Consider the following 16,791-nt stretch of genomic DNA (forward strand, 5'->3'; position numbering starts at 1 on the left):
ATGTCAAAATACTCAAATCTCATCACCACAACTACCAAGTACCCCAGTACATGTAAATAACAATGTTCCCACACCGGATGGCATTGTCATTACACCGTATGAATATCCTGAAATTAAGCGTGAAAAAATCATACTTCCCTAGAGAAGTATGATTTCCCTCGATAATATCAAGTGAATTAATAGAAAGGTGACTCGTTAATCTACTCTTTTAAGTTCTGTGAAATCACTATTCATTGCATCTAAAGCAGTAAAGATAGGGATATTCACCTTTTCCTTTAAATCTTGAATTTGTTTCGAATTGAATACTTCGCCTTCACCTACAGTGATTGCAATCGCATCTACTCCTAACTGCATTAAGCGTTCTACATCCTTAAGATCACTACATTGAGCAATAACACGTTTCCCTAGTGGTAATTCAATCGCGGTTTGGTAAAGATCATCGGTCGACAGATAAATCGTTTTTAGCTTTGTCTGAAGTTCATTTGTTAGTTCTTTAAAAGTTTTGAAACAAAGAATCAATTGATCAACTAAATCTGTTTGTAGTTCATTCAACTCATTAAGCTCAATTGAATAAGGTTCAATATTCAACAATAACTGTGCATCAGTTTTTAAATCTTTGAGTGAATCTAAATCTTTTTTACACATAATATGTTTAGGCCAAACCAAACGTTGAATGATCGCATCATTGGCTTTAGGAAAATTCAATGTGCACAGTTGTTCGCGGTCATACCAAGTCCAAGGTGATTTAATCAGTTGAAGCTGTTCAGGCTGAACTGCTGCATGAAATAAATGTAAATGAACTATGACATCCTCATATTCATGGCGAATAAAATCAAAATTGTGCCATTGTTGAATGTCTATACCGACTTCCTCATAAATTTCCCGTGTGCATGCCTGTTCTGGACTTTCACCCTGCTCGACCTTTCCCCCTGGAAATTCATATTTGTTGCCTTGATGTTGCTTGGCTTCCCGCCAGCCCACAAGAATTTGATCAAGGTATCTTAAGATCGCAATAGAGACATGAATATTCGGCTTTGACATAACAGCACATCATTAAAATTTTAGGTAAGTGTATACGCTGGAATCCTTTTTATGAATTCTAAAATAAAGGATTGACAGGCCTATTCGATAATGATTATCATTTATATTAATCCATAATACACCACGGAGTCGATGGAATGAACGCACCTTTTAACTTTTTCACTCGTAGCAATGAGCAACAACATGCCTTACCTATGTTACATTCCAATAATCTATTTGCACTCGGTCGTGAGATACGCATCATGCATGCAGGAGAAGAATATCGTTTACGTTTGACACGTAATAACCGATTGATTTTGACCAAATAACGATTAAAAGCCAAAACAATAAACGTGGTAACAAGCAGTATGAATCAGCGCATACTGCTTTTTTTATGTTGTAATTTTAAAATTGAATATGAATATTTAGCCCACCATGCTCTGACGCTGCTATGCTTAATTTCGCATGATGTAAATCTATAATTTTTTTGGCAATAGACAATCCCAATCCAGAACCTTGTGTTTGTGTCCCCAAAACTCGGTAAAACCGTTCACCTAAACGTGAAATCACATCTTCAGACAAGCCCTCCCCTGAATTTTCAATTTGTAGATATTGGCCTATCTGATTATTGCCAGCTTGCAAATAAACATCACCATTGACAGGCGTATATTTCAATGCATTTTCTATAAAGTTACGCAGCGCAATCACCATAAAATCTTTGTGTGCCTGAATTTGCATATGGTTTAAATGCAGGTGAATCTGAATATTCTTCTTTTGAATTAAAGATTCAAAATCATTCAGGATTTCAATCGTGATTTGCTCTAAATCTACTGTTTGCTTTTGCTCAGTCAATTGTTCAGTTGGATCGAGTTGAGCAAGCAATAATAGATTTTCAAGTACCTGCGTACCACGATTCACATCTGTCTGGATGGTATTTAAATCTTGTTTGAGGGCGGTCTGGTCCTGATATTTGCGCTGTAACACTTGTAAACGCAAATTTATTGCCGACAAAGGTGATCGTAATTCATGCGACGCATCGGCAGTAAAACGTTGCTCGGCTTGTAAAGCTTGATCAACACGCGACAACATGCGATTCAGTTGCTGGACGATCGGCTCTAACTCTTGAACTTGTGGCTCCGTATTCTGAATGGGACTTAAATCTGTGGCTGACTTTGCTGAAATGGCTTGGGAAATATCATTTAAAGGCTTGAGCTGTCTTTTGACCAAGACATACAGCATGATCAATTGAATAAGCCATAAAAACAAAAGCAATAAACCAAAACTCAAGATACTTTGCCAAACATCTTCAAAACGAATAGAAATCGGCTGAACGACATTAACTTGGAGTTGATCACTTTGAGCCGTATAGATGCGTAAAAGTCTTCCATCTTTATACTCAAAGCGGTAACCATTCTTTTGAGCTTGGATCGGATGATGATAAGTTTGATCATCAGATTGCGTTAAGATCTTGCCATTCAAATATAGGGCATATTGAATCTCAAATTCTTCACTTAATTCATCAATTTGGGTATCACGTGCTTGATTCACATCTCCAGTAAGAAATTCTGAAATTTCCTGCATAAACTCATCATGTAATTGCATTGTTTGATAGCTTGAAACCACAATTAAACCCAGCCATGCGATCAAGCCTGCTATGACTGAACTGAGCAATGCATTTTTAATAAGTTTACTTTGCAAAGAAATGCGTTTAGCCATGCTGAGTATCTGCCTTTGCCATGCGGTAACCGAGACCTCGAATCGTTTTGATCATGTCTGAACCAATTTTTTTGCGTAATTGGTAAATGAACACTTCGATCGCATTACTCTCAATCTCATCGCCCCATGCATATAAAGATTCTTCCAACTGCTCACGGGTCACAATATGTTCAGGCTTCTGCATCAATTTATATAAAATCTGAAACTCTTTGGCAGTCAGATGAATCAGCTCATCAGATTGGGTAAGCTGTTTGGCTTTTAAGTCCAATTTTAAATTATCCCAAACTAAAATATCCGTTACGGTATTTTGTTTAAGTCGCAACTGTGCACGAATTCTTGCCGATAGTTCTTCAAGGCTAAATGGTTTGACCAAATAATCATTTGCACCCAAGTCCAAACCTTGCACGCGGTCTTCAATACGATCTCGAGCTGTCAAAAAAATGACTGGGGTATTTTTATTTGATGTTCTCATTTGATTCAGAATATCGTCCCCCGTGGCTTTCGGTAGTCCACGATCAAGAAGTATACAATCATATTCATGCTGTTCGATGGCTAAAACCGCGTGATCACCACGAGCAACCCAATCAATCACATAACCATCCATTTCTAACCAAGATTGGATACTTTCTGCTTGTGACGCATCATCCTCAGCCAATAAGATCCGCATGATTCACCCTCTAAACAATTGATTTATCTTGTATATGATTCATATAAAAAAACCACATGCTTTTTGTAAAACATGTGGTTTTGTATTTACGACATGATGCTTCGATTAGAATCGAACTTGATCAACATCCACTTCAACACGTTTGGTTGGTTTATAATCTACATCAATCTCACCAATGATGGTCACTGGTGTTTTTGCAGAAATTGGTTTACCCATCCATAATTCATCATCAATTTCGACATTGATCACGCCAGTCGCATCACGGAATTGGTATTTCTCATCACCGATTGCTTTCACCACATAGCCTTTCAGTTCAACTTTACTGTCATCCTTTAAACTTAAAGCCTGTTTTACAGTGGTCTTTTGTGCAAATGCTGTTTGGTTCACAGGTTGATTCGCAACAGCCCAAGTGGTTGCCGAACTCATCGCTGCTGTGATTAATAACGTTTTCATAAATGTATTCATGTTCTTTACCTTTGACTGTATTGTTTCGATGTGAGTATTAAAACAGCCAAAGATGAATTGAATCTTAAGATTGATTTTTTAATTGAGTGGCACCACTCTAAGCACTTCTGCCATCGTGGTGATCCCCTCCATCACCTTACGAGCACCTGCAATTCTTAAAGGTTCAATGCCTTCTTTTTTCGCTTGTGCTCTTAGCTGATTTAAATCGGCATTTTCACCAATTAAGTGTTTTGTATCTAAGCTGAGAGGCATAAACTCATATATCCCGACTCGACCTTTATAACCGGTGTGTCGACATTCTTCACAACCTACAGGTTCAAAGACAAATTCAGGACGGGTAATTTTGTAGTCACCGGTTAAATGTTGCCATTCTTGCTCTTCCATAAAACCTTCACGCTTGCAGTGCGGACAAAGTGTACGGACCAAACGCTGAGCCAACACACCTAAAATTGTGGCGGCAGTTAAAAATGGCTGTACCCCTAAATCATGCAATCGGGTTAAACTAGACGGCGCATCATTGGTATGTAAAGTCGATAAGACTAAATGTCCTGTTAAAGCAGCCTGAATCGCCATATTGGCTGTATCGTGATCGCGAATCTCCCCCACCATAATAATGTCAGGATCTTGACGCATCAGCGCCCGAACCCCGTCAGCAAAGCCCAAGTCAATCCCTGTATTTACCTGCATTTGGTTAAAACTTGGTTCCAACATTTCAATCGGGTCTTCAATGGTACAAACGTTGACTTCTTCGGTCGCCAATTGCTTCAAAGTTGAATATAACGTGGTGGTTTTACCTGAACCCGTTGGACCTGTAACCAAAATAATGCCATGACTATGGCTGGTTAAATTTTTCCATTCATCCAGCAAATGCCCTTCAAAACCCAATTGCTGGAAACTACGAACCAGCACTTCAGGGTCAAAAATACGCATCACCAGTTTTTCACCAAATGCTGTTGGCAATGTCGATAAACGTAATTCTGTTTCCTGACCTTTTGGTGTACGGGTTTTTAAACGCCCATCTTGCGGCTTACGTTTTTCCGCAACATTCATACGACCTAAAATTTTGATTCGCGAAATCACCGCGGTCAGTGTGTTTGCGGGCATGTTATAAATCGTATGTAATACCCCATCAATACGGAAGCGGATTTTTCCCGTATCTTTGCGCGGTTCCATATGAATATCACTAGCGCCTTGCTCAAAAGCAAACTGCAAGACCCAGTCGACAAGTTTTACAATATGTTGGTCATTGGCATCAGGATTTTGGGTATCACCTAATTGCAGTAGTGCTTCTACGCCTTTATTTTCGCGGTCATAGCTGGCTGACTTTTGTGAACCGCTGACTGCACGACTCACCTGATAGTATTCCACCATATACCGCTGGAGCTGATCAGGACTAAGTAGTACTCGCTCAATTCGTTTCGGTGCAATATTCTGCGCTAGATTCGACATCCATTCGGTGCGATAAGGCTGATCTGTTGCAATCAAGACTTGTTCTGGTGAAATTTCTACTGCAAGAATACGATTTCGCTGTGCATATTCCTGAGACATGACATTGGTGAGTGCCTGAACATCTGCCTTGAGTGGATCAATAATATAAAATGGTAGACCTGACTTGTCAGATAACCATTGGCAGAGTCTGTTTAATGTTAAAGTAGATTGAGGATGACTTTGATCGACTAAATTGAAATGCGCAATCCATTGTAAGGGATGCCATTTTAACTGTTCACGTTGACGATGCGTGGTCTGTATCAGCATGCGATCACGTTCAGTGATTTTATTTTCTTTTAAAAGTTGGTCTAAACACCAAGTGGTGTCTATATCAAAGTCAAATTTCATTATTCTGTCCCCAAACCTAGGATAACTATAGCAGAAATTCTAGGGATGCTATATCTAGGCTCGGATCACCATCACCCATTTCAAAAATGAAATTTGAGATGTTTTTCTAAAATTAACTTACATACTTTGTCACAATTTCTGTTCCATCTAAGACTCATTTCTTTAATCAAAAATGTGTTCATTAATTTATCTAGATGGCTTTGTTGCACAAACCTATCTGTAAAGGCTTTTTCAGCGATATAATTTCCAAATGAATAAGCCTACACAGAAAATCTACCGCACAACCAATTGGCCCGCATATAACCGAGCACTCATGAGTCGCGGAAATATTGCCATTTGGTTTGATCCTGCTACGCAATGGTATGCGCCATCAAAAGGCAAACAAGGGCGAAATCAAACCTACTCCGACGCAGCCATCCAATGCTGCTTAATGATTAAATCCTTATTCCGTCTATCTTTACGTATGGTCACTGGCTTTGTGCAAAGTCTGATTAAACTTTGCGGATTAAATTGGACCGCACCAGATTACAGTACGCTTTGTAGAAGACAAAAGCATATTGATATTGCAATCAGCTACCAAAAAAGTAGCGATGGGCTGCATCTACTCGTAGACTCTACAGGCATGAAGTTTCTAGGTGAGGGCGAATGGAAACGCAAGAAACATGGAGCTGAATATCGTCGCCAATGGCGTAAACTACATATTGGTATAGATGCCAAAACCCTACAAATACGCGCTATTCAGCTCACAACCAATAATGTCAGTGATTCACAGGTGCTTGGTGATTTACTTAATCAGATTCCACAAGATGAGCAGATTGACTCTGTTTATACCGATGGAGCTTATGACACCAAGCAATGCCGTCAGGTTATTGCAGATCGGCAAGCACATGCGGTGATTCCACCTAGAAAAAATGCGAAACCATGGAAAGATACAAAAAGTAGCTCGCTAGAGCGAAATGAATTACTTCGAACAGTTAAACGTTTAGGCAGGACATTATGGAAAAAATGGTCAGGCTATCATCGCCGCAGTTTGGTGGAAACCAAGATGCATTGCATCAAATTATTAGGCGATAAATTAATGGCAAGAAGCTTTCCTAGTCAGGTGAATGAAATTCATGCACGTGTAGCAGTCCTCAACAGATTTACGGAATTAGGTCGACCACTTACCCAAGTTACGCCTTAAATTTGGCTCAATTAGGGGCGCTTTGCATTTCAAATCTTTGTGCAACAAAGCGCTTTGGATGAAGTACAAGATTATGCAACAAACTGGTTGTGGCATTACAACCATGAAAGACCACATCAAGCTAACAAAGGAAAGCCACCTCTAATGGCTGCTTAACCTCTACTTTTAACTTCGGTTATTTATGGGAGGATTACCATTCTTCTACGCAGAATACTATCGTAAAGGTGAAAACTATAATTGGTCAGAATTAAATCCTGACTTAGATGATGAATGTAGTCATTTTAATGCTGTTGCTGCTGAAGCGATTGATAAAATCATAAGTAAGTAATTATTAAATGATCGGAAAGTTAATCCAACTTTCCGATCAAAATATTACATTTTCTACTAACAAACTTCACATCAACATCCGCAAATTTCATTCCGTATACTCGATCTTCATCATCTTGGTACGCTGGACGTGGATCTAAAGATAAAACCTGTTCAAGCTCATCAATGATCTGTGCCGATAACTTACCGTTTTTAATCAGCATATCTCTCTGGATTACAGCGTCTTCTGACCAAATCACTTGTTTTCGCTCAGGCTCCTCTTGAGCATAACCACTTTGAGCATCAACAACTGCATCTGAATATTGAATATAAGGTTTTATATCTACAATGGGTGTTCCATCGAGTAAATCACTGCCTGTGACATAAACACGAACCGATTTACCGATTTTTTCGACACGATTTAATTTTACTACTGATAAACCAATCGGTGCTGGTCGATACATACTGCGTGTGGCAAATACACCAATTCTTTTATTACCACCTAAACGCGGTGGGCGTACTTGTGGACGAAACTGCGTTTTTTCTTGATGTTTATTATCGTGGAATTGCCAAACTAACCAAAGATGACTAAATGCCTCGATCCCCTCAAATGCCAGTAAATCATTATAGGGTGGCTGCATTTCAATATAACTTTCGACATTAACCAAATTGGGCTGACGAGGAATACCAAACTTTTCTTTGTAGGGAGATTTCATTATACCAATAATGGGTAAAGTCAGTTCGGTCATAATCACTTTTTTTGATAAGCTCAATTAAATATATTCAGTTTATCGAGAATGATTTTAGATTAGAATAGCAAGCTGTTCTAATTTGATAATTTATTGAGACCTTTAATGGCTGCGTTTAACGTCGAAAAGATTACTCACGTCCACCACTGGAATGACACATTATTCTCTTTTAAAACGACTCGTGACACTGCATTACGTTTTAAAAACGGTCAGTTTGTGATGATCGGCTTAGAAGTCAACGGCAAGCCTTTAATGCGTGCTTATTCAATCGCAAGTGCAAACTACGAAGAAGAACTTGAATTCTTCTCAATTAAAGTGCCAGATGGCCCTTTAACTTCAATTTTACAAAAAGTTAAAGTTGGCGACGAAATTTTAGTTTCTAAGAAACCGACAGGTACTTTAGTACTTGATGACTTAAATCCAGGTAAAAACTTATACCTACTTTCTTCAGGTACAGGTCTTGCACCATTCCTTTCAGTGATTCGTGATCCTGAAACTTACGAACGTTTTGAAAAAATTATCGTGGTTCACGGTACACGTTATGTTTCAGAATTGGCATACCAAGATCTCATCTTAAATGAAATTCCAAATCACGAATTCTTTGGTGAATTGGGTGCGAAAGACAAATTGGTTTACTACCCTACAGTGACTCGTGAAGATTTCCATACGCAAGGTCGTGTGACGACTGCCATTGAAACTGGTGCTTTATTCGAGAAAATCGGTTTACCACGTTTCAACCCTGAAACTGACCGTGCAATGCTATGTGGTTCTCCTGCATTCCTTGATGATGTGGCAGCGCTTCTTGACCAACACGGTCTTAAAGAATCTCCACGTATGGGAGTACTTGGCGACTACGTAATTGAACGTGCTTTCGTAGAAAAATAATCTGAAAAATTACTTTTGTAGCCTAAAACGCATGCCTTGAGCATGCGTTTTTTATAGATATTTAGTCTTAGTCTAATCAAATAAGTCAGAATATTTAAAATTAAAATTATTATTCATTATTAGGTACTTATACACAAAACTCAAATGTTAATAATTTAAGATAAATAATAAGTATTAATTTTAAAAATATAAGTTTCAGCCCAACCAAGGTCGAAAATGTTAGAATATATCACTGTAATTTATTTCTCCTGAGGATTTATCCTCGATAAAGACTTAGTTACATAAACCTTGAAAACATTAATTCGATCTATTTAGATCCCATTCTTCCGCTTCACCGTTTATGCAACCAGGCCATTTTCTATAGGCAAGGTATGAGCACTGAACAACCCACCTCTATCGAGCGTACAGGGTCTAAAGTTTATCGACTGATTGTGGTCGTTCTAACTTTAGCTATTGCGCTGTACTTGATCATTCAAGGTGCTAAATTATTAAGCCTTGGTGGTACAAGTTATTATCTTTTAGCAGGGATTGCCTATGCTGCAATCGCTGTTCTCTATGCAATGAAAAAAGCCGCAGGTTTTTGGCTTTCCATTGTGACATTTGTTGCGACCGTCATTTGGGCTGTTATTGAGGTTCAAGGCTTGAGCTTCTGGCAATATATCCCACGTTTGGTTGTACCGACCATTTTATTTGTCCTTAGTCTTTGGGCAAGTAAAAGCTTAACTGCATTGGATGCAGCAAAAGTTAAAATCGGTAACCGTATTGGCTTTGCTGGATTTGCAGGCTGTGTTGCTGCACTTATTGCGGCATTCTTCCCACATGGCACAATCTTAAATCCAATTGATATTGTGCAAGATCCTGAACTTGCAAAACCAAATGCTGAAAACCCAGGCGATTGGGAATATTTCGGTCGTAATGGTAACGGTACGCGTTTTGCACCATATACCGACATTACCCCTGAAAATGTCAAAGATCTCAAAGTTGCTTGGACTTACCATACAGGTCGTGATACTTCTGCTGGTGTCGATGAAAATACCCCAATTCAAATTGGCAGCACATTGTACTCATGTACACCAACCAACATTATTTCAGCGATTGATGGTGATACAGGTCGTGCCCTTTGGAAATATGATCCAAAAGCGAAAACTGCAGAACATATTACCTGCCGTGGTGTCGGTTATTATGATGCCACTAAAGATAAATCTTTAACTGCAGCAGACCTTCAAGCACCGGGCATTAAAGCATGTCCACAACGTATTTTAACCTCTACGGTTGATGGTCGTTTAATTGCGTTAAATGCCAAAACCGGTGCTTTATGTCCTGAGTTCGGTGTTAATGGTCAAGTCGATGTTCTACATGACATGGGCCCGACTGAACAAAGTAAACGTTACCATCCAACATCTACCCCACTGATTGCCGGTCATGTTGCCGTATTAGGCGGTTGGGTACGTGATATTGTGCATGGCGAACCTTCAGGTGTTGTCCGTGCCTATGACGTTCGTACGGGTAAATTGGCTTGGGCGTGGGATGTTGGTAATCCTGAACTTGTAGGTGAACCTAAAGATGGCAAAGGCTTTACTTTAGAAACACCAAACATGTGGACTATCCCAACCTATGACAAAGACCTGAATTTGGTTTACTTGCCTACAGGTAATGGTCCTCCTGACTACTGGGGCGGTGACCGTAACGCAGCCAAAGAAAAATTTGGTTCAGCCGTTGTGGCTGTCAATGCCTCAACAGGTAAAACAGTCTGGACGTATCAAACAGTTCACCATGATGTTTGGGATTACGACTTACCGTCACAACCTGTACTTTATGACATGACCGATGATCATGGTAAAAAAGTGCCTGCGTTGATCCAAACGACCAAAATGGGTCAAATCTTTGTCCTTGACCGTCGTACGGGTAAACCTATTACCAAAGTTGAAGAACGTCCTGTCGACACTAATGGTGCTGAAGGTGAAAAACTTTCTCCAACTCAACCATTCTCTGTGGGTATGCCACAAATTGGTAATGAAACGCTCACTGAACAAGATATGTGGGGGATCTCAACCTTTGACCAATTGGCATGTCGTATTGACTTTAAAGACTCTGTCTATAATGGTCTTTACACTGCACCAGGTGAAAAACCATATATCGAATGGCCTAGCCTACTCGGTGGTTTCAACTGGGGTGGTATCTCGATTGATGAATCAACTGGCATGATGTATGTTAACGATATGCGTATGCCACTGCGTATGTCATTGGTGCGTAAAGAAGATATGCACAAATATCATATTTCCACTGATGAAGTGCCTGGATTTATGGGTACAGTACGTCCTCAATTGGCAGGTCCATATGCCGGTGTAAAAATCGACATCATGCAATCTAAATTGGGTGTACCTTGTAACAAACCACCATTTGGTACGATGACTGCCATCGACTTGAAATCTAAAAAAGTCGTTTGGGAAGTACCAATGGGTACCGCTAAAGAATTAGGTCCATTAGGTGTCAAAACCCATATGCCAATTCCTTTAGGTATGCCAACACTCGGTGGCCCTACTTCAACAGCCTCTGGTCTGGTGTTCTTCGCAGGTACTCAAGATTACTACCTACGTGCACTTGATTCAAAAACGGGTAAAGAAGTGTGGAAAGCAGAGCTTCCTGTTGCTGCTGTTGCTGCACCATTGATTTATAAATCTCCAAAAACCGGCAAACAATATGTTGTGATTTCTGCAGGTGGTGCAAGCCATTCTAAAGATGTTGGCGACTATATCATTGCCTTTGCTTTACCTGATCAAAAATAATTTTTTGATGGTAAAACAAAAAACCGAAGCCTAGGCTTCGGTTTTTTTTCATTTCATCGCAGATAGCTCTATCAATCTTTCCCCTTATGTCCCAAATTTCAGAGCTGAGAAAAACTAATTCAGTCTAATTTTCATGCAAACAATCAGCATTCGTAAAAGGATTAATAGCATGTTTAAAAAGTGCTTTTTATTCAATATTTTTAGACTTTAGAACTGTGTTTAATGCATTTTAAACCTTAATTATCCTCATACAAAATCCAACATAATGATATGCGAATATTAATAGAAAAATTGCCCTACACTTACATTAAATTATCAATAAAATAAAAGACTTAAAATTATTAAATGAATTAAGTTAAAAAATTCTAGCATGCTAATTTATATTCCCTAAGCTCTCTCATCATCCCTTTAAAAATTTACGTGAGATATCAATTCAACGTTAAAACTTTGAATTAAGTTCACGCATCATCTTCAATATTAAATTGTTTAAATATTCAACAAAATCTTGTATTTCCGAGTATTTTACTTGGTTGAATCCTATTTTTAGATGCATAAAATAAAAGCCATACTTTTTTTATGTCTTTCGATTTTATCATGAGCATAACCACCGTGACCGAACTTCTCTCACCTGCAGGTTCATTGAAAAATATGCGCTATGCCTTTGCTTATGGTGCAGATGCCGTCTATGCAGGACAACCCCGCTATAGCCTGCGTGTTCGTAACAATGAGTTTGACCATGACAATCTTGCCATAGGCATTCAAGCAGCCCATGCATTGGGTAAAAAATTCTATGTGGTGGTGAACATTCAGCCGCATAACTCAAAATTAAAAAATTTTATTCGTGATTTAGAACCCGTGGTTGCCATGCAACCTGATGCCCTGATCATGTCTGACCCTGGCCTGATTATGATGGTACGTGAGTATTTTCCTCACATGAACATTCACCTGTCTGTACAAGCCAATGCAGTGAACTGGGCAACGGTCAAGTTTTGGAAAAATATGGGCTTAACTCGCGTGATTTTGTCACGTGAACTCTCCTTAGAAGAAATCGAAGAAATCAAACAAAACGTGCCGGATATGGAAATCGAAGTCTTCGTTCATGGTGCGCTGTGTATGGCCTACTCAGGTCGTTGCATGCTCTCTGGCTATATGAACAAACGTGATGCCAACCAAGGTGCATGTACCAACGCGTGTCGTTGGGAATACAAAGTACTTGATGCAGTCGAGGATGAAACAGGTGATGTGATTCCTGTAAAAAATCTCGATTCAGGTTGTTGCTCTAAAGATGCTGACGAAGCGCATATGCAAGCACAACATCAATTTGACGCACCTGTGTTATTACAACGTAATGACGAAGATATGTTTGCCGCAGAAGAAGATGAACACGGCACTTACTTTATGAACTCGAAAGATTTACGTGCAGTACAACATGTCGATCGCCTCACCAAAATTGGTGTGCACTCACTGAAAATTGAAGGTCGTACCAAATCCTATTTCTACTGTGCGCGTACAGCTCAAATTTATCGTAAAGCCATTGATGATGCACTTGCAGGCAAAGCGTTTGATCCATCACTGATGACACAACTTGAAGGGTTGGCGAACCGTGGTTATACCGAAGGTTTCTTGCGTCGTCATGTGCATAGTGAATATCAAAACTATGAAAATGGTTCATCAAGTTTCGATCATCAACAATTCTGTGGTGAAGTCTTAGAACGTCATGGCGATTACATCAAAATTGATGTAAAAAACCGTTTTGTGGTCGGTGACACTTTGGAGCTGATGACCACATCAGGCAATATCACTTTTGTCTTGACTCAAATACAAGATTTAAAAGGTAATCACGTTCTCGATGCAAAAGGTTCGGGCCACATTGTTCAAATTCCTGTACCGGCAGATGTCGATATGTCGTATGCCCTACTCATTCGTAATTTACCAAATTCAACTGCCGATATTTCAGCATCGTCTTTGGCTTATCAAGTGAGTTAAACATGGCGTTACTCATTACAGATAAATGCATTAATTGTGATATGTGCTTACCAGAGTGTCCCAACGATGCCATTTATGAGGGTGCAAAAGTCTATGAGATTGACGTCAATCGCTGCACGGAATGTGTGGGTTTTTATGAACGTCAAACTTGTGTCGATGTCTGTCCAATTGAGTGCATTGTGCCACATCCTGAACATCAGGAAACAAAGGAAGAATTGTTGGATAAGTTTAACCGATTGAATCTATTAAATTCTTAAGAAAAAATTAAAATTGGTATAGCTTTTGCTTTTTAGAAGATGACCTTGGGGAAAGTACAATAAGAAGGTTAAAACAAAAAAAGCAGCACAAATAACTACAAACTAAACTCATGTGGGGAAAGTTTATTTTGTAGTTAGATGAATAAAAAAAGGAACTCCGGTGTTAGCGTCCAAAGTTCCTATAAAACGATAATAGATTATAAATCCGAGCTTAAGCACCTAGGATAAGGGGAATCCTAGGTGCTTTTTATTTATTGCCCAGAACGGATGATGTAATCAAAAGCAGACAGTGATGCTTTCGCGCCTTCACCTGTGGCAATGATGATTTGTTTGTACGGCACTGTAGTACAGTCACCCGCAGCAAATACACCTTTCACATTGGTTTCGTTGCGCTCATTAATCACAATCTCACCACGGTTGGTTAATTCAACTTTGGTTTCTTTTAAGAAATCCGTGTTTGGTAACAAACCGATTTGTACGAAGATACCTGCAAGTTCAACAGTGTGCTCTTCATCAGAGGCACGGTCTTTGTATTTCAAAGCCGTCACTTGTGAACCATCACCAACCACTTCAGTCGACAAGGCATTTTTGATCACAGTCGTATTCGGCAAGCTGTTGAGTTTGTCTTGCAATACTTGGTCAGCACGAAGTTTGGTATCAAACTCAACCAATGTTACATGCTCAACAATACCTGCAAGGTCAATCGCCGCTTCTACACCTGAGTTACCACCACCAATCACAGCAACGCGTTTGCCTTTGAACAATGGACCATCACAGTGTGGGCAGTACGCAACACCACGTGTTTTATATTCTTGCTCACCCGGTACATTCATTTCTCTCCAACGTGCACCTGTAGACAGGATGACAGTTTTCGATTCAAGTTTTGCACCATTTTCAAGAGTCACTTCAACTAAACCATTGGCAGTTTCATCCGCACCTTTGATGTCAGATACACGTTGTAGGTTCATGATGTCCACACCATATTCACGAACGTGTGCTTCCATTTCAGCAGCAAACTTAGGACCTTGAGTTTTTTGTACTGAAGTGTAGTTTTCAATGTCCATGGTATCCATAACCTGACCGCCCATGCGTTCAGCCACGATCCCAGTTTTAATACCTTTACGTGCTGCATAGATTGCAGAAGTGTTCCCTGCAGGGCCACCCCCAATCACAAGCACATCAAATGCATCTTTAGCATTTAATTTTTCAGCATCTTTGGCAGCAGAGTTGGTATCTAACTTGGCAATGATTTCTTCCAATGTCATACGACCTTGACCGATATGTTCGTTGTCTTGGAAGACCATCGGTACCGCCATAATTTTGCGTTCTTCAACTTCGTCTTGGAAGAATGCACCATCAATCATGGTGGTGGTTGTGCCTGGGTTGTAGATCGCGATTAAGTTCAATGCTTGAACCACGTCAGGACAGTTATGGCAGCTTAACGATACAAACACGTCAAAGTTAGATTGAACACCTAAACCTTTAATTGAAGCCAAAACTTCATCAGATACTTTTGGTGCATAACCTGAAGTTTGAAGTAATGCGAGAATTAATGAAGTGAATTCATGGCCCATTGGCAAGCCTGCGAAGTAAACACGTGGTTCTTCACCTGCTTTTGCCACACCAAAGCTTGGTGCACGTTTGTTTTGACCATCAAAACGTGCAGTCACAAGTGAAGATAATGCCGCAATTTCTTCAACCAGTTCTTTGATTTTGGCAGATTTGTCTGAGTCATTTAAAGTCGCAACCAATTCGATTGGACTTTCTAAGCGTTCTAAAAGTGCTTTTAATTGAGCTGTAGTATTTGTGTCTAACATTGCTAACGTCTCCAAAGGAGTAAATGTTCATTCGATGAGAGAATAGTAATAGAATCCAATAAATAGGTAAAACGGTTAGTATTTATAAATACAATCGGAAAAATAGATATTAGATGCGTTATCATACTGAAGCATAGAAATGGAATTTCGAAAAATGATTGATATCTATCGTTTTTCAAAAAATTTAACTGAAATTTGCTGTTCAATACGCTGAGTTCGATTTTGAATATTTCGAGACAGTACAAACATAACCAAACTGAATACAGCGCTGATCAATAAGAAGACAATTAAAATCGTTTGAACAACGCCATTTAACTGATCTGCTTTTTCAATTTTAGGCAGAACAGATTTTGCTGCAGGTGTGACGGCATCTTGAAAAACTTGTTGCTGCATTGACCAAAGTTGCTCTGACTTGAATCCATAACGCTCGAAGTTTGCATCCTTATTTTCAGCATCTATTAAAACCTTGACATAAGGTTTAGCGGAAGCCAGATCTGCAGGTCGATGTAATAAAGCTGTTTGCGCTAACAAATAAGCTTCAATAGGCTGAGCTGTATTTTGCTCTGTTAGAGATTGTGCAATCGTACTCTGATGAATATTTTGATCATAATAAACCAGGGTTTCAGTCATCTGTTTTTGTTCATCTTGCAGGTCATGCTGCCAATAGCTCAGCCCTGACCAAATCAAAATAAACGCAATCAGCCAGCCGACAAATTTTAAAACAAAGGATTGAAATCGAATGGCAAAATAACGAAATTTTTTCAGGGCACTAACCACAATAAATGCGCAAAAAAAAGCCGAGAATATCTTAACAATTAACCAGCCAAACCAAGAGAGCAAACTCCAAAAATAATCGGGATCATTGCCCCACATGAGTAAATTATCCTGAACTGAAACAGGAATATGCAGTTGCTGAACCTCATTACTCAATCCGAAAAAACTATAGATCAAGTCATGTTGTAAATATAAGCCTGCCAATGTCGCTAAGACAAAACTCGTCCCTACGCCAGTCCATAGCTTTAAACTACGCTGTCTTTTTTTCAGGACGACTAAGCCTTGACGTATATCCTGGGTAGAGAGTGGCTGGGATTCATTCAAAAGCACTTACCTCATAAAAA

Annotated in this window: 15 protein-coding genes and 1 pseudogene; 8 read left to right on the forward strand and 8 right to left on the reverse strand. The window is 39.4% G+C overall.

Annotation, left to right across the window (positions count from 1 at the left end):
* Nucleotides 1-195 precede the first annotated feature (195 nt).
* On the reverse strand, nucleotides 196-1,041 hold the full coding sequence (locus tag A3K93_RS07660) for a (deoxy)nucleoside triphosphate pyrophosphohydrolase (protein WP_067730430.1): 846 nt from the start codon (nucleotides 1,039-1,041) through the stop codon (nucleotides 196-198).
* 137 nt (nucleotides 1,042-1,178) lie between these two features.
* Here A3K93_RS07660 and hemP point away from each other — a divergent pair, with 137 nt between their 5' ends.
* Nucleotides 1,179-1,349: a hemin uptake protein HemP gene (gene hemP, locus A3K93_RS07665; protein ID WP_067730432.1), complete on the forward strand. Its 171-nt coding sequence runs from the start codon at nucleotides 1,179-1,181 to the stop codon at nucleotides 1,347-1,349.
* A gap of 76 nt (nucleotides 1,350-1,425) precedes the next feature.
* Here the strand turns inward: hemP and A3K93_RS07670 are convergent, their stop codons facing one another.
* The 4 genes from A3K93_RS07670 to A3K93_RS07685 all read right to left on the reverse strand — a co-directional run bounded on the left by A3K93_RS07670 (nucleotide 1,426) and on the right by A3K93_RS07685 (nucleotide 5,704).
* Complete coding sequence (locus A3K93_RS07670; RefSeq protein ID WP_067730433.1) at nucleotides 1,426-2,736, reverse strand: ATP-binding protein; 1,311 nt, start codon at nucleotides 2,734-2,736, stop codon at nucleotides 1,426-1,428.
* Nucleotides 2,729-3,403 (reverse strand): response regulator transcription factor, encoded by a 675-nt coding sequence (locus tag A3K93_RS07675; protein ID WP_067730435.1) that lies wholly within the window; start codon nucleotides 3,401-3,403, stop codon nucleotides 2,729-2,731. Before A3K93_RS07675 ends, A3K93_RS07670 begins: the two co-directional genes overlap by 8 nt.
* A gap of 105 nt (nucleotides 3,404-3,508) precedes the next feature.
* A complete protein-coding gene (locus A3K93_RS07680) occupies nucleotides 3,509-3,868 on the reverse strand; it encodes a NirD/YgiW/YdeI family stress tolerance protein (protein ID WP_067730437.1) in 360 nt (119 codons plus the stop codon).
* Nucleotides 3,869-3,946: 78 nt separating this feature from the next.
* Nucleotides 3,947-5,704, reverse strand: coding sequence for a GspE/PulE family protein (locus A3K93_RS07685; protein WP_067730439.1), 1,758 nt, complete (start codon nucleotides 5,702-5,704; stop codon nucleotides 3,947-3,949).
* A gap of 250 nt (nucleotides 5,705-5,954) precedes the next feature.
* Here A3K93_RS07685 and A3K93_RS07690 point away from each other — a divergent pair, with 250 nt between their 5' ends.
* The 3 genes and pseudogenes from A3K93_RS07690 (at nucleotide 5,955) to A3K93_RS14900 (ending at nucleotide 7,215) form a co-directional block, all read left to right on the forward strand.
* The gene (locus A3K93_RS07690; protein ID WP_081408502.1) at nucleotides 5,955-6,887 is read left to right on the forward strand and encodes an IS5-like element IS17 family transposase; all 933 of its coding nucleotides are present in this window, start codon (nucleotides 5,955-5,957) and stop codon (nucleotides 6,885-6,887) included.
* Nucleotides 6,888-6,941: 54 nt separating this feature from the next.
* Nucleotides 6,942-7,043: pseudogene (locus A3K93_RS15145) on the forward strand (integrase core domain-containing protein); the annotation flags it as partial.
* A gap of 25 nt (nucleotides 7,044-7,068) precedes the next feature.
* Nucleotides 7,069-7,215: a hypothetical protein gene (locus tag A3K93_RS14900; RefSeq protein WP_157883268.1), complete on the forward strand. Its 147-nt coding sequence runs from the start codon at nucleotides 7,069-7,071 to the stop codon at nucleotides 7,213-7,215.
* Between the two features lie 19 nt (nucleotides 7,216-7,234).
* Here A3K93_RS14900 and tsaA read toward each other — a convergent pair whose 3' ends face one another.
* Nucleotides 7,235-7,942 carry a tRNA (N6-threonylcarbamoyladenosine(37)-N6)-methyltransferase TrmO gene (tsaA, locus tag A3K93_RS07695; protein ID WP_067730441.1) on the reverse strand — a complete coding sequence of 236 codons (708 nt, stop codon included), beginning with the start codon at nucleotides 7,940-7,942 and terminating at the stop codon, nucleotides 7,235-7,237.
* A gap of 105 nt (nucleotides 7,943-8,047) precedes the next feature.
* Between tsaA and A3K93_RS07700 the strand changes: the two genes are divergently transcribed.
* The 4 genes from A3K93_RS07700 (at nucleotide 8,048) to A3K93_RS07715 (ending at nucleotide 13,856) form a co-directional block, all read left to right on the forward strand.
* Nucleotides 8,048-8,827, forward strand: a complete 780-nt coding sequence (locus A3K93_RS07700; protein ID WP_067730443.1) for a ferredoxin--NADP reductase — start codon at nucleotides 8,048-8,050, stop codon at nucleotides 8,825-8,827.
* 371 nt (nucleotides 8,828-9,198) lie between these two features.
* Nucleotides 9,199-11,613 (forward strand): membrane-bound PQQ-dependent dehydrogenase, glucose/quinate/shikimate family, encoded by a 2,415-nt coding sequence (locus tag A3K93_RS07705; protein WP_067730445.1) that lies wholly within the window; start codon nucleotides 9,199-9,201, stop codon nucleotides 11,611-11,613.
* A 576-nt stretch (nucleotides 11,614-12,189) separates the two neighbouring features.
* Nucleotides 12,190-13,599, forward strand: coding sequence for a prephenate-dependent tRNA uridine(34) hydroxylase TrhP (gene trhP, locus A3K93_RS07710; protein ID WP_067730447.1), 1,410 nt, complete (start codon nucleotides 12,190-12,192; stop codon nucleotides 13,597-13,599).
* Between the two features lie 2 nt (nucleotides 13,600-13,601).
* Entirely contained in the window at nucleotides 13,602-13,856 is a 255-nt protein-coding gene (locus A3K93_RS07715) for a YfhL family 4Fe-4S dicluster ferredoxin (protein ID WP_067730449.1), read from the forward strand.
* A gap of 251 nt (nucleotides 13,857-14,107) precedes the next feature.
* On the opposite strand, the gene ahpF is transcribed toward A3K93_RS07715, so the two are convergent.
* Nucleotides 14,108-15,673, reverse strand: a complete 1,566-nt coding sequence (gene ahpF / locus A3K93_RS07720; protein ID WP_067730451.1) for an alkyl hydroperoxide reductase subunit F — start codon at nucleotides 15,671-15,673, stop codon at nucleotides 14,108-14,110.
* Nucleotides 15,674-15,838: 165 nt separating this feature from the next.
* Entirely contained in the window at nucleotides 15,839-16,771 is a 933-nt protein-coding gene (locus A3K93_RS07725) for a hypothetical protein (RefSeq protein WP_227509862.1), read from the reverse strand.
* Nucleotides 16,772-16,791: the final 20 nt, after the last annotated feature.

The sequence above is a fragment of the Acinetobacter sp. NCu2D-2 genome (assembly GCF_001647675.1).
Taxonomy (GTDB): Bacteria; Pseudomonadota; Gammaproteobacteria; order Pseudomonadales; family Moraxellaceae; genus Acinetobacter.

What these genes read in the sequence shown, in the direction of transcription:
- trhP (WP_067730447.1), top strand. Translation starts at nt 12,190, where the DNA reads ATGTCTTTCGATTTTATCATGAGCATAACCACCGTGACCGAACTTCTC.
- A3K93_RS07705 (WP_067730445.1), top strand. Translation starts at nt 9,199, where the DNA reads ATGAGCACTGAACAACCCACCTCTATCGAGCGTACAGGGTCTAAAGTT.
- A3K93_RS07715 (WP_067730449.1), top strand. Translation starts at nt 13,602, where the DNA reads ATGGCGTTACTCATTACAGATAAATGCATTAATTGTGATATGTGCTTA.
- A3K93_RS07685 (WP_067730439.1), bottom strand. Translation starts at nt 5,704, where the DNA reads ATGAAATTTGACTTTGATATAGACACCACTTGGTGTTTAGACCAACTT.
- A3K93_RS07675 (WP_067730435.1), bottom strand. Translation starts at nt 3,403, where the DNA reads ATGCGGATCTTATTGGCTGAGGATGATGCGTCACAAGCAGAAAGTATC.
- tsaA (WP_067730441.1), bottom strand. Translation starts at nt 7,942, where the DNA reads ATGACCGAACTGACTTTACCCATTATTGGTATAATGAAATCTCCCTAC.
- ahpF (WP_067730451.1), bottom strand. Translation starts at nt 15,673, where the DNA reads ATGTTAGACACAAATACTACAGCTCAATTAAAAGCACTTTTAGAACGC.
- A3K93_RS07690 (WP_081408502.1), top strand. Translation starts at nt 5,955, where the DNA reads ATGAATAAGCCTACACAGAAAATCTACCGCACAACCAATTGGCCCGCA.
- A3K93_RS07680 (WP_067730437.1), bottom strand. Translation starts at nt 3,868, where the DNA reads ATGAATACATTTATGAAAACGTTATTAATCACAGCAGCGATGAGTTCG.
- A3K93_RS07660 (WP_067730430.1), bottom strand. Translation starts at nt 1,041, where the DNA reads ATGTCAAAGCCGAATATTCATGTCTCTATTGCGATCTTAAGATACCTT.
- A3K93_RS07700 (WP_067730443.1), top strand. Translation starts at nt 8,048, where the DNA reads ATGGCTGCGTTTAACGTCGAAAAGATTACTCACGTCCACCACTGGAAT.
- A3K93_RS14900 (WP_157883268.1), top strand. Translation starts at nt 7,069, where the DNA reads ATGGGAGGATTACCATTCTTCTACGCAGAATACTATCGTAAAGGTGAA.
- A3K93_RS07670 (WP_067730433.1), bottom strand. Translation starts at nt 2,736, where the DNA reads ATGGCTAAACGCATTTCTTTGCAAAGTAAACTTATTAAAAATGCATTG.
- hemP (WP_067730432.1), top strand. Translation starts at nt 1,179, where the DNA reads ATGAACGCACCTTTTAACTTTTTCACTCGTAGCAATGAGCAACAACAT.